Below are 12,073 nucleotides of genomic sequence, written 5' to 3' on the forward strand. Positions count from 1 at the left end.
CCGGGCTAAATTAAGGATTGCCGGGGTGGATTGCCCCGGTTTTTTTATTTTCGCCTGCCGCTAATAATAAGCAATCAAACGGAGTCAGAGTTGAAGGTAATATTTTAATCAGATAGTTCTGTATTTTAATGAAAAGTGTCTATCCTGTTATTTAAGGGATTATCGTTCTCATTAAGAGTGCTCATGGAGGGTGCCAACCGCATTAGCGAGATCCCCGTATTTATTCAGCACCGGAACACGGCCATTAAGGCCATCCGACAGTGATCGTAGCGACTCACTGAAATGACGAATATGGAGATACTCTAATGTCATCAAGCAATCAACGCGTTAACCCATCGGCAGAAGCTACAAGCGTATTGGCCCTTCAAGGAGCCTATAAGGCTGATAGCGATCTTAAATTGAACGTCATTCACCCTTCGAAAAGTTTTGAAGATGCCGGGTTGGAATTGATCCGCGGCGACCGCAGTTGGCACGACAAAGGTGTGACCGATACCGCGGTTAACCTGAGTTACAGCTTCTGGGAACAGGCGCCAGGCAACATGTCTAGCATGGGGATCGGCGGCTTCAGCAGTTTCAATGAACAGCAGCGCGAACAGGCGAAACTTTCGCTGCAATCCTGGTCGGATGTGGCCAATATCACGTTTACCGAAACCAGCGATACCCAAAGTGCCAATATCAAATTTGGCCTGTTCGATGTCAGTTCACGCGGCTCCTATGCCTTCGCCTATAACCCCGACACCTCCCCATCGGTGGCTGGGCAAACCTGGTACAACGCCACAAGCAATGTGTTCGCCAATAACCTGATCCATGAAAACGAATATGGCCGTCAGACGTTGACGCATGAAATTGGCCATGCGCTGGGGCTGCAGCACCCAGGGGATTACAACGCTGCCCCGGGTGTGAGCATCACTTACAACAATGACGCGACCTATTTTGAAGACAGCCGCGCCCACAGTGTGATGAGCTACTTTGGTGAAAGCAGCACCGGCCAAGATTTCAAAGGCGCTTACTCTTCGGCTCCGCTGTTAAATGACATTACGGCGATCCAGCAGTTCTATGGCGCCAATATGTCTACGCGCAGCGGCGACACGGTTTACGGCTTTAATTCCAATACCGATCGTGATTTTCTCACCGCCACCCACGCGCAGGATAAAATCGTGTTCAGCGCCTGGGATGCAGGCGGTACGGACACCTTTGATTTCTCAGGCTTTAGCCAGAATCAACGTATTAACCTCAACGAGAAGTCCTTCTCTGACGTGGGCGGCCTGGAAGGGAACGTGTCAATTGCCGCCGGTGTGACCATCGAAAATGCGTTTGGGGGATCCGGCAACGATGTGATCATCGGCAACGCCACCAATAACATTTTAATCGGCGGCGCGGGGGACGACATTCTGTACGGCGGCGGTGAATCGGATCATCTGTTTGGTAATGAGGGTAAGGACACCTTCGTTTATTTCGCCGCCAACGAATCACGTGCTGATGCGCCGGATTGGATCGTGGATTTTGTCAGCGGTGAAGACAAAATCGATCTGACGCTGTTCAACACCGGCAGCAGCAATGGCATCGAGTTCGTTAGTCAGTTCAGCGGTAAGGCCGGTGAAGCCTTGTTAACTTACGATGAGCTCAATCACGTCAACGATGTGGCAATCAATCTGGGAGGTGGGTTCGACAGCAGTGACTTCCTGGTGAAAGTGATTGGCCAGCCGCTGGTGGAGAGCGATTTCGTGCTGGTTTGACGGTTGCAGACAACAAAAATAGTGCTTTATTGGGAAAAACACGATAATTCCTATTAATTTCGTCATGTTAGCCTGACATAGTAGCGCACAGAAGGCCGGGCTTGCATACCTCGGGCTTCTGCCGAATCGCCAACCAATCCGGTTGGCGATTCATTTTCCATCTTTCAGCATATTGATCGCCGCGCTTATCAGGATCCGGCGTTCAATGTCGTTGCTTTCGGCCAGTTGCTGCGCCAGGTGTTTTGCCAGCGTTTCGACCGATAAAACCTCGCCGCGATGACGCAACTGCATCACGCTGTCGCCGATCAAACGCGCCACTTCATCCCACACGGTTTTTATCTCCTGCTCCGAGAACATCATGGGTTACCTCGGCTGGGTGATTTTTGGTCAATGTAGCAGTTGAGGTCAGGGGGCGCCACCGTACCGATCGCACAATGCCAAAACCGGATGCATAAAAAACAAGCCATCAGTATTTCTTCTGGTTTTTTCGTCCAATACTAACAGTGTCGAATATCTGGAGGGTGAATGATGAGACTGGTCGATAAACTGGCTGAGTACCATCGCCGGAGCCGGCGGGCTGAAGCGCAACATTGGCTGTACCGTTTATGGCTGCCGCAAGGGGAGGCGAGAATTACCTATTTACGCGAGTTGTTGGAGCCTGAGGCTAAGCAACCCGCGAAGCGGGAACACTGAAAGAAGGCGTGTCAGTATCCGGCCGGACTGGCGTTACTCGAGAATATCTTCGATCTCTTCAAGCACCTGGTGACCTAGCTCGGTGGTGATCATCAAAATACCGCAGACCAAAATAACCAGCGCCAGCAGCAGTAAGGCGATTTGTACGCCGTTGCCATTTCGTTTTGCCATGGGGCCTGTTCCTTGCCGTTAGCCGAAAACTATTGCCGCCCAGCGCAATAACAGTAGGGCGAGACAGATCAGCAATAATATTAAAAACATCTTCCAGTGCTTGCTGCGCATGCGTTTGGTGGCCAATGTGACCTCCTGTTTTAGTGATCAGCTGAAATACCAGCCGCCGATAGCAAAGATTACAATCATCACCACCGCCAGAACTTTTAACAGGTCGCTGAAGGTGTCATCGGGGTCTTTGTCGTCATTCTTCATTTTACCGCCTGGCCGTTAGCCATTGAGTGAATTGCGTTCACAGTATGCCTGTTGTCCCGGCATAGGCACAGGGGTTTACCCCAAACAGCCGTTAAAAGAGCCCAATAAGGCGGCTGCGGGCTGAATTCGGCAGTGCAGGCAGCGCCGGATACGTTGTACTATTCTGTCTGCACAATGATTTATTTAAAAAGGTATGGCAATGGCGAGCGAAATTCCGAAGAAATATGAAAACACCGAGCGTTGGGCGTTCGGCAAGACCGAGCAGCAGGCCGACGACGTGGCCAAGCTGATCCTGGACGGCACCAAGACGGCAACCTGCTCCAATCTGGACGGCGAAGGCATCCCGCTGGCTGGTGACGTATTTGTAGTGGTGGATGGTAAAGGTCAGCCGGTTTGCGCGGTGGAACTGACGTCGGTAGAGATGAAAACCTACGATCAGGTTGATGAGGCCCATGCTTTTGCCGAAGGGGAAGGTGACCGTTCGTTGGCCTATTGGCGTAAAGAGCTGCAGAGCTTCTTTGAAGAATATGAGCTGTTCTCACCGGACATGACGCTGGTGCTGATGAATTTCAAAGTCACAGAGACTTTCTGATTTGACGGCCCCCGTTCCTTACGTCTGCCAATGGGCGACGCCTGAGCTGGCGGCCGACCTGATTGCCGGGCGCGTGACGCTGGCGGATGACGCTAACTGGGCGCTCAGCGGCGCGCACGACCGGGCTGAATATATCGAATGGGCGAATCACGTTTGCGGTATGGCCTGCCTGAAAATGGTGTTGAGCCACCGCGACGGCGATGCGCCGCCGCTGTTGGAGCTGGCGCGCCGCAGTTTGCCTTATGGGGCTTACGTGCGTGAGGGGGATCGCATCAAGGGGCTGATTTATGCGCCCTTTGTCGACTTTGTGCGTGAGCAGTTCGCCCTGGAGGCGGAGGTTCAGGTGGGTATTGAGGCGCAAGCGCTGCCACAGCTGTTGGCGCAGCGACGCTATTTTATGGCCTCGGTGCACCCTGGCATCCGCTGGCCCGAGCAGACACCGCCACAGCGGGGCGGACATCTGGTGTTGATTACCGCCGCTGAGGCACAGAGCGTGACATTCCACAATCCGTCTGGCGATCGGCCGCAATCGCGCCAACAGGTCACTTTACCGTTGGGCAGCTTTGCCCGCTTTTTCGCCGGGCGCGGTATCGCAATAGCATAAAAAAACGCGCGTTGTTCCCAGCGAAACAGCGCGCGTTCTTAGATATTCCATCATTCAATCCAACCGCATTACCCAGGCATCGGTCTGGCGATCGTAATGCTGCTTATACAGCAGCGATTGCTTGCCATCGAGTATTGCCGGGATGCTGGTGTGCTCATCCCAACCGTCTAACTGCATGCACAAATCGGGATCCGACTTGCAAGGGATCGCCAGTGTACTGACCTGCTCGGCCGAGGAGGACAAATGTGCGTCATCAACCTCGAAACTGCCTATTTTCACCACGGTTTTGCCCATTGGAACTCCTTGCTTGCTGTGCTGGTATGAGGTGTGACCAGTTGAGTCATCTTAATCAGCATAGCTAAATGAGCAAAAAATGCCACATAAAAAATACAAACTGGCAACATGAGCATTCAGCGGCTAGCGCAGGGGCTTAATACTCCACGACAAAACTCAGGTTGTCCTGGTAGGTGCCCACCGGCACTTCGGTTTGCGCCTGGTTGATTTGCGCCAGGTAGGGAATGCTTTGCGCCAGCCCTGTGCCAGAGCCTGCTTGCTTGTTAGCGCTGTTCCACACCGTGGTGGTGTTGGGCAGGTAAATTTGATACTGCAGATAGTTGCTGGTGCCACTTTTCATTCGCCGCCATCCGGTGACGGGGTTATTACCATCGGTAAAGTAGGTATTGTACCCCTCGGTTTTAGTGCAGGTGAGGGTGATGCTTTGGTTCACCGGATTAAACTGACCGACCAATGCCATGCTGCCGAAATTGACGTTTTGCGCGGTACCCAGCAAACAATCTTTAGTGATCGTCAGGCTGATGTTAACGGTGCTGGGCTTATTGGTGCCGTCCCACCAGATGCAAAGCCCAATCAGACCCAGGCCGCAGATATGGTAATTCCACACCAGGTTGACGGTATCGGTATAGGTACCTGCGCGCACGTTAGCCCCGGCGGTAGTTTTGATATACAGCGGGAAATTGACGTTGGGCGAGATCAGGATCAGCGTTAACAGGTTCAATGAACTGTAATCAATGGTTTGTCCGACGCTGTAGGGATATTGGTAATTCGCATCGGGGTAAATCAAATAAGGAATCTGATCGCCGGAACCGTCGGTATTAGCCAGCGCCATATTGTGGGTGGTCGAGTTGATTTTAACCGTCACGGTGTTTTGCGTCAGCAGCGACAGGCCAAGGCCGCTGCAGTTGAGCCCGGCGGTACCTTGAGCGCTGAGCGAACCGTTGTAGACGGCAAAAGAGCTGCTGCCGGGCAGCGTCACGGCACCGTTGGTGGTGGTACAGTCGGCGAGCGCCTGGCGGGCTGTGAGCAAGAGCAGCGCCAGCAATAACGCCTTGGTTCCACGGATCATATTTGTCTCCATAATGAGTTACTGGCAAACGATCGGCCCGATACTTTGGATACCCTGGGTTTTGGTCAGGTTGAATTGCGCCTGGCAAGGGGCACTGCCGTCTGCCGGGATAACGCTCAGCCGGTTTTGCAATTGCACCGGATCCACATACACCATGCCATCCCAACCGACGTAGCTTTGCTGTTTGCTGCCGATAACGGCCACTTCACTGCCGTTAGCCAGTGGTTTGCCCTGGGCGTCGACCAGCTTGACGTCGGCGGCGGAAATGTGCTGGATGGGAAAATCGACCAGAAAACCGCTGTGATCGCGGATTGCCACGGTCTTCTCTACCGTGGGAACCGCCACGTCTGCAGGCAGGTTGAGCGGATCGATTTGGAATTTGGCGTGGTAGTAGGAAGTGACGGTTGGCACCAGCAAATAGCCCTTGGCGTTGGTCACCCCGATTAACTGATTTTCATAGCGGACCGGGATGTCCGGGTAGCCCTCGGTAGAGATCAGGGCGAAGGCGTCATTGATGGTGTTAGTGGCATACAGGTCGCCTTTCATCGCCACCAGCGAGCCGCTCACTTCGCCCCAGCGGGTATAATCATTGCTGTTGCCGTACATCCCGCCGCGGGCTTCGAGCAGGCGGGTACGCCAGGTGATATCGGCCTGGCTATAGCTGTCGCTGCTCTGTCCGTCCGCATAGGCCAGGTTCCAGCCCAAACCACCGTCGGTCGGCGCGGCACGGCTGTAGCTGACGCGTTGGTTCCAGCGATTGTTGTTGTCACGAGAGGCGCTGACGCTGGCGGTACCCCAACTGTCGAAGGGAATGGACAGTTGCAGTTGGGCGCTGTAGCCGCTGCTGCCGATTTCACGGTTCACTGACGCATACAGACTGGTATTGCGCCACAGCGAGATGCTGTAGGAGAAGTTGACCAGACGAGTGCGTTGGCCAATGGCGTCACGGACATCGAAATAGCCGGCGCCAATGCTACCGAATTGGTTCAGACCGATACTGCCGGTCAGTTGATCGGTACGGCGGCTCAGACGATAGTCACTTTTATACACCGAAATATCACCGAAGCCGGCACTGCGCAGGATGCGCTGAGCATTCAGACTGTAATAGCGGTTGCTGTAGGTGTAGCCGATGCTGCTTTGATCGCCATGATTGGAGCTGTATTGATAGACCGGCTGCGGATCGGGCTGCGGGATAGGTTGACCGGTCAGGGGATCGTAGTAGTTGGGTTGTTCCGAAGGTTGATAATCGTTAAAGGCATTATCGCTGGCCTGGCTGTAGCTGTACGAGGCATTGAAAACGCCCCATTGACCAAGGCGAATATTCGCACCTGCGCCACCCACCGCCAATTCCGCTGCGCCTTCGGCGCGGCCTTCCAGAGTCAACCAGTCAGTGACGCCGTAACGTCCACTGCCGCTGGTCACCCACTGGCCATAATCGGCAGAGCTCATGCCATAATTGCGTCGCAGGGCACCGGCGGACAGGCTGAAATCGCTCATGCCGGTCTGCAACAGGTTACTGGCGACATAAAACGGCACCACGGTACTGACTTGTCGGCCCAGTGCATCGGTGGTGACCACGGTGGCTTGGCCCGCGCCGTTAATGTAGGGCACGGTATCCAGGGTGAAAGGACCGGGGTTAACGCTGGTGCTGCTGTTTTTATAACTGTTGATATACAGATCGACGCTGCTGGGCAGAGCCGCCTGGCCCGAGAACTGCGGTAGCGGATAGGTGATCAGGTCTGGCCGGGAAGCAAAATTACGCGCCAGCTGGACGCCGCCGATACGCACCGAACTGCTCCAGGTCAGGGCGCCGGTGGTGAGATCGCCGGCGGTATAGCTAAGCAGGCGGTCATCATCATTGTAGCGCCACTGACTGTCGTAGCGGATATAACGGTTGTCCTGTTCACTGTTGGCGGAGGTGTTAAAGCTGCCGCGGAAAATACCGGTGTTCGACACCACGCCAAAGCCATCGAACAGCCGTTGTTCTGTCCAGGCAGAAAGAGAGCCCGGCTGGCCGTTGGCGCTGCTTTGGCTGGCATACAAATCGTAATTGAACAGCAGGCCGAGGCTGCTCTGCGCCGGCAGGCGATCCAGTGGGTTCTGAGTGTTGAATTTTTGATTGGGTAGCCAGTCGTTGGGGACGTTGATCATCAACTGTTGGGTTTCACCGCTGTAGGTGACGTCCACTTTCTCTAATTGGTCGACGGCGATTTCTTTCGCCTGTTTATCCGCTACCGGCAGGCCGGCGTCGAGCAACTGCTGTGGTGTGAGGTAATAGTGGCCGCCGCGATAGGTCACTGGCACCACTTTCCCGGTCTGACGACCATTGACCACCGGCTCCAGATACAGGGTGGTATCCGGCATGCTGATGGCGCTGGGCGGCGGCGGCAAATCGTCGGCGCAAGCGTACGGTAGCCACGGCGTGGCCACTGCGCACAGTACGGCGAATGCTAACGGCTTCAGCCCGAACCCGTTACGCCTGGGGGACGGTATCCTGGTTAACGGCACATCAAGCTCAATAAGCGGTTAAGGTTATCGGCTGTTTGTTATCGTTGACCGTGGCTTGCAACTGACCGCTGCTGAAACTGCCCGATGCCGGCAGGGCAAAGCGCATCTGCGAACCGGGCAACACATACCCCATCAGACCGGCATTAAGCGTTTTTCCCTGCATCGTCACTTTGGAGATACGCGCATGCACGATGCCCTGGTTGCGCACCTCCAGCCAACGTTGGCTACTCTGTTGCAACAGACGGTAGCTGAGCTGCGGCTGGTTGGCGGTGGCGTAATCGCGCGGTTTTTCTGAGTCTTGCTTGGTCCAGACCCCTTTACCGCTGACAAACAACGGGACTGAATAGCGCATCTGGAATTTCAGCCCCATCTGCGCCCCTTCTGGCGCGGATTGACTGCCTGAATCTTTTACCGGGACTTCATCAATCAGAATACGGTAGGCGCGCTCCTGCCCGGCAGGCGGCGGGGTTTGTTTAACCAGCCGGATCAGTTGGCGTTTTCCTGGTGCAATTGAGGCAACCGGCGGGCTGGCGATCACTTCGCTTTGGTTGCTGTAGTCGTCTTTACCGGCGGTCTGTTTCCAGCCGAGCACCCGCACTTGCATATAGACCGGCTTGCTGTCCCGATTTTCCAACCATAGCGCCGTCGCGGGTTGTTGATCTTCAATCACTGGATCGATGGGCCAAATCAGGATTGACGCGGCGGCGAGAGCCTGTTGTTGGCCGACAATCAGCAGCGCTGCCGTCAGTGGCAGTCGGAAGGGTATGCGCATGGCTAAATCCTTATTCAAAATACTAATAAGTGACCGTCAGTAAGACCGTATCGCTGTATGTGCCACTGGTGGGCAGGGTACTGGTCGAGAACAAACGGGCATAAACTTTTATTTCCTGGGTGCTACCGGTCGCGGCGACGACCTCTGTGGTGCCGCCGTTACTGCCATCGCCCCAAATGGTGGAATAATTACTGTCCTGGTAAAGCTGATAAATCAGGGTCTCGGGGGTCAGGGTATTTTTCAATTTGCGTCCGGCGGAGATAGAACCGGTGACATTGTTGCCGATGCCAAGCGCCAGCGTGACGCTCAGACCTGGGTTGCAGCGAAACAGCACGGAACCGGCCCCCGAACTGGAAACTATGCTGATATTGCTGGCTAACGAGGAGATCTGTCCAAAGTTGAGGTTGCCGAAGGTGGTGACATCGCTGCTGCCGCTGCCCAAAATACAGCCTTTCACTACCGTCGCGTTGACGGTAAGCGCCTGGGTTTTTTGCTGATCGTTGACACCCGTGTCGCCCAGTACCGGCGGCGTTATCATCCAGAGCAGTAAACCACCGCTTAAAATACGCATTACCCTTACCAATTGATGGTGACCTGCACGGTGTCGGTGTAGCTGCCGATCGGAGGAGTGGATTGCACCGGGATCATGCCATACACCGGTAACCAGTTATCCTGACCGTTGGCGGTTTGCGATACTCCGGTCAGATTATCCCAAATGGTGCTGTGGGCGCTGGTGGTATACAGGTTGTAGTTCACCTGTTGGCCAGCGGCACTTTTCAGGTAACGGGCCGCGGTGTTACCGCTTTGCCCGCCGCCCAGCAGGACGTTGTAACTGGTGCCGTTGTTGCATTTGACACGAATGGCGCCCGCGTTTTGTTGCCCGGCAATACTGACGTTGGTAGTGAGGAAATAGACCGTACCAAAGTCCAGCGAACCAAAGCTGACATTGCCGCCCGAGTTGCTGCCTGCTTCACAGGCCTTCAACAAGGTGGCACTGACGCCAATGGTGGCGGTTTTGCTATCCGCGTTCACCGCCAGGCTCAGCGTCAGCAACCCAAAAACAAAAAGGGCTTGCCGCACTGTTACCAGGTTACCGTCATCGTCACGGTATCGTTGTAGGTATCAGGATCTGGCGTAGTGGCCGCCGCCGGGACACGACCATAGACAATTAATGGAACCGCTGCGCCGGTACCGGTGCCGGTCAGGGCATTGGCGCCGCTGGACCAGGCGGTAGCGCGGGCCGAATCCTGATAGAGGTTGTACTTGATCAATGCGCCGGCCGTACTGGCCATTTGGCGTTGGTTACCGGCACCCACGTGCAGACCGTTATTCAACGCCACGGTATAGGCGGTGCCTGTGGTACAGGTCAGCGACAGGGTACCTGCACCGCCGGAACCGGTTGCGCTGGCGTCAATAATGTTGGACAGGGAAGAGTAAGTCCCGAAGCTAATGGCGCCAAAGTCGTTGGCGCTACCCGCGCTGTTTCCACCGCCGACCACGCAACCCGCGCCGATGGTTAAGGTTACGCCCAGGTTGCCCTGAATAGTGCCTGCTGCGTTAGCTGCGCCGTTTGCGCACAGCAGGGTGGCTACCGAGGTCAATGCCATCAGAGTTTTTTTCATATTAGTTTCCTTGCTGTGTAAGGGAGAACCCCACAAAAGCGCCGCCCGGAACCGGGTTAAACGCATTAATTTATTTACAGTTTAATTAATAGAATAAGAATGCTGAATTGTCTTGGTCAGGAGCCAAAAATTATCTTTATTTTTGAAAGGTGTCGGTATATTTGGCAAGTCGGGAGGATAATGCCGAAAAGGGTAAATGATTAGAATAATAATATTCCCCTATCGGAATATTATTAGCGTCATTAACTGGCCGGCATTTCCCGGCCAGTTTCAGCGTAGCTACTGATGAAAATCCAACGCGCCGTCGCGAACCAGTTCGCGGGGCAGATTGTTTTTTATCCGGCTGCCGATGCGTTTGGCGATCCCCAGCGGCTGTTGCTGATAGGTCACGATGCATTCATCGGTCAGCGGCGGTGAGTCCGGGTACAGGTCGCGGCCGTGATACCACTCCTGCGCCAGTGTGGCATCCAGCTCAAAGCGCTGCTTACCGTCAGCTGCCGCCAGCGCGATCACCGCTTCGTGCTGCCAGCGATAGCCTTTGGTGAAGCGTTCGGCCAGTTTCAGCCCAATGCGGGAAAAACGTACTTTGTTGACGAACGTTTCCAGCTCGGCGGGGAACAGCCAAATCTCTTTATCGCGCGTCCACAGACGGCTGGTTTCATCCCAGACCAACCCGGAAGCAGCGGCGGCCTGGGCTATTTCAGCAGAGTCCTTAGCGGAAAGCGGCGCGAACGGGAATTTGCCCAGCTTATAGCTTGGTTTCGCCAACGCGGGCACGGAGTGATGTTTGCGCAGGCGGGCCACGAAAAAGCCTTCGCTGTCGTAAATCTGTGGGAACACGTGCAGGAAGCCTTCGGCGGTCAGGGCCTGTTTGGCGCCTGGGAACAGTTCGCCCAATGGCTCGACGCTGACCGCGTCGCCATAGGTCGCCAGCAACCCGTTGACGATCTGCTGGTTTTCCTGCGCGTTGAGCGTACAGGTGGAGTAGACCATGACGCCACCCGGAGCCAGGGCATGGAAGGCGCTGTCGATCAATTCGCGCTGAGTCTCGGCGATGGAGGCAACGCTCTCCGGCGACCAGTTGCTCATGGCGTCCGGATCTTTGCGTACTACGCCTTCACCGGAGCAGGGTGCATCCAGCAGAATGGCGTCGAAGCTTTCCGGTAGTGCGGCGCCGAATACCCGCCCGTCAAAGTGGGTGAGCGCCGTGTTTTTAACCCCGCAGCGGCTGATGTTGGCATGCAGCACCTTGACCCGGCTGGCGGAATATTCGTTCGCCACAATGCCACCCTGGTTGTTCATCAAGGCCGCAATCTGAGTGGTTTTGGAACCCGGCGCGGCGGCGACGTCCAGCACCCGACGTGGCGTTTCCCCTGCGGCGAACAGTGCGCTGACCGGCAGCATCGAGCTGGCTTCCTGAATGTAAAACAGGCCGCTCAAGTGTTCCGCCGCGCTACCCAGCCGCAGTTCCTCGTCTTTGCGTTCGATCCAAAAGCCTTCCGTACACCAGGGGATTGGCTCCAACTGCCAGTCGTAATCCTGCACAAGCGTCAAAAAGTCGGCAACGCTGATTTTCAGCGTATTCACTCGCAGGCTGCGGCGCAGCGGGCGTTGGCAGGCGGCAATAAAATCGTCCATCGACAGGTCGGCGGGCATGATGGCACGCGTCGCGTCGAGAAAGGCGGGCGGCAAATAAACGGAGGCAGGTTTGGCCACGGGGTGAGCTCTCTGGCAGCTGTCAAAATAAGGGCGGAAGT

General features: G+C 55.3%; 15 protein-coding genes. 4 read left to right on the plus strand and 11 right to left on the minus strand.

Annotation, left to right across the window (positions count from 1 at the left end; genetic code table 11):
* The first annotated feature begins 305 nt into the window (after nucleotides 1-305).
* A complete protein-coding gene (locus tag M495_RS10040; protein ID WP_041414489.1) occupies nucleotides 306-1,736 on the plus strand; it encodes a serralysin family metalloprotease in 1,431 nt (476 codons plus the stop codon).
* A gap of 150 nt (nucleotides 1,737-1,886) precedes the next feature.
* On the opposite strand, the gene M495_RS10045 is transcribed toward M495_RS10040, so the two are convergent.
* From M495_RS10045 to yniD, 3 genes are all read right to left on the minus strand, one after another.
* Nucleotides 1,887-2,096 (minus strand): hypothetical protein, encoded by a 210-nt coding sequence (locus M495_RS10045; protein ID WP_041414492.1) that lies wholly within the window; start codon nucleotides 2,094-2,096, stop codon nucleotides 1,887-1,889.
* Between the two features lie 366 nt (nucleotides 2,097-2,462).
* Nucleotides 2,463-2,600, minus strand: coding sequence for a hypothetical protein (locus M495_RS25795; protein ID WP_017892602.1), 138 nt, complete (start codon nucleotides 2,598-2,600; stop codon nucleotides 2,463-2,465).
* Between the two features lie 18 nt (nucleotides 2,601-2,618).
* Nucleotides 2,619-2,711 carry a small membrane protein YniD gene (yniD, locus tag M495_RS26000; RefSeq protein ID WP_369982358.1) on the minus strand — a complete coding sequence of 31 codons (93 nt, stop codon included), beginning with the start codon at nucleotides 2,709-2,711 and terminating at the stop codon, nucleotides 2,619-2,621.
* Nucleotides 2,712-3,054: 343 nt separating this feature from the next.
* Here yniD and M495_RS10050 point away from each other — a divergent pair, with 343 nt between their 5' ends.
* Together M495_RS10050 and M495_RS10055 are read left to right on the plus strand one after the other, a co-directional pair.
* A complete protein-coding gene (locus M495_RS10050) occupies nucleotides 3,055-3,447 on the plus strand; it encodes an ASCH domain-containing protein (protein ID WP_020826536.1) in 393 nt (130 codons plus the stop codon).
* Between the two features lies 1 nt (nucleotide 3,448).
* Nucleotides 3,449-4,051: a hypothetical protein gene (locus M495_RS10055; protein WP_020826537.1), complete on the plus strand. Its 603-nt coding sequence runs from the start codon at nucleotides 3,449-3,451 to the stop codon at nucleotides 4,049-4,051.
* Between the two features lie 54 nt (nucleotides 4,052-4,105).
* Here the strand turns inward: M495_RS10055 and M495_RS10060 are convergent, their stop codons facing one another.
* From M495_RS10060 to M495_RS10070, 3 genes are all read right to left on the minus strand, one after another.
* Nucleotides 4,106-4,345 (minus strand): YebV family protein, encoded by a 240-nt coding sequence (locus M495_RS10060; protein ID WP_020826538.1) that lies wholly within the window; start codon nucleotides 4,343-4,345, stop codon nucleotides 4,106-4,108.
* A gap of 136 nt (nucleotides 4,346-4,481) precedes the next feature.
* Entirely contained in the window at nucleotides 4,482-5,414 is a 933-nt protein-coding gene (locus tag M495_RS10065; RefSeq protein WP_020826539.1) for a Csu type fimbrial protein, read from the minus strand.
* Nucleotides 5,415-5,432: 18 nt separating this feature from the next.
* Nucleotides 5,433-7,778: a fimbria/pilus outer membrane usher protein gene (locus M495_RS10070; RefSeq protein ID WP_020826540.1), complete on the minus strand. Its 2,346-nt coding sequence runs from the start codon at nucleotides 7,776-7,778 to the stop codon at nucleotides 5,433-5,435.
* Here M495_RS10070 and M495_RS25800 point away from each other — a divergent pair.
* Nucleotides 7,777-7,944 carry a hypothetical protein gene (locus M495_RS25800; RefSeq protein WP_020826541.1) on the plus strand — a complete coding sequence of 56 codons (168 nt, stop codon included), beginning with the start codon at nucleotides 7,777-7,779 and terminating at the stop codon, nucleotides 7,942-7,944. The two genes, M495_RS10070 and M495_RS25800, sit on opposite strands and share 2 nt — an antisense overlap.
* Here M495_RS25800 and M495_RS10075 read toward each other — a convergent pair.
* From M495_RS10075 to rsmF, 5 genes are all read right to left on the minus strand, one after another.
* The gene (locus M495_RS10075; RefSeq protein ID WP_020826542.1) at nucleotides 7,930-8,694 is read right to left on the minus strand and encodes a fimbrial biogenesis chaperone; all 765 of its coding nucleotides are present in this window, start codon (nucleotides 8,692-8,694) and stop codon (nucleotides 7,930-7,932) included. The genes M495_RS25800 and M495_RS10075 overlap by 15 nt on opposite strands.
* A 22-nt stretch (nucleotides 8,695-8,716) precedes the next feature.
* Complete coding sequence (locus M495_RS10080) at nucleotides 8,717-9,265, minus strand: Csu type fimbrial protein (RefSeq protein WP_020826543.1); 549 nt, start codon at nucleotides 9,263-9,265, stop codon at nucleotides 8,717-8,719.
* Nucleotides 9,266-9,270: 5 nt separating this feature from the next.
* Nucleotides 9,271-9,774: a Csu type fimbrial protein gene (locus tag M495_RS10085; protein WP_020826544.1), complete on the minus strand. Its 504-nt coding sequence runs from the start codon at nucleotides 9,772-9,774 to the stop codon at nucleotides 9,271-9,273.
* A gap of 2 nt (nucleotides 9,775-9,776) precedes the next feature.
* The gene (locus tag M495_RS10090; protein WP_020826545.1) at nucleotides 9,777-10,316 is read right to left on the minus strand and encodes a Csu type fimbrial protein; all 540 of its coding nucleotides are present in this window, start codon (nucleotides 10,314-10,316) and stop codon (nucleotides 9,777-9,779) included.
* A 279-nt stretch (nucleotides 10,317-10,595) separates the two neighbouring features.
* Nucleotides 10,596-12,032, minus strand: a complete 1,437-nt coding sequence (gene rsmF / locus M495_RS10095) for a 16S rRNA (cytosine(1407)-C(5))-methyltransferase RsmF (RefSeq protein WP_020826546.1) — start codon at nucleotides 12,030-12,032, stop codon at nucleotides 10,596-10,598.
* Nucleotides 12,033-12,073: the final 41 nt, after the last annotated feature.

It is taken from the genome of Serratia liquefaciens ATCC 27592, assembly GCF_000422085.1.
In the GTDB taxonomy this organism is placed as follows: domain Bacteria; phylum Pseudomonadota; class Gammaproteobacteria; order Enterobacterales; family Enterobacteriaceae; genus Serratia; species Serratia liquefaciens.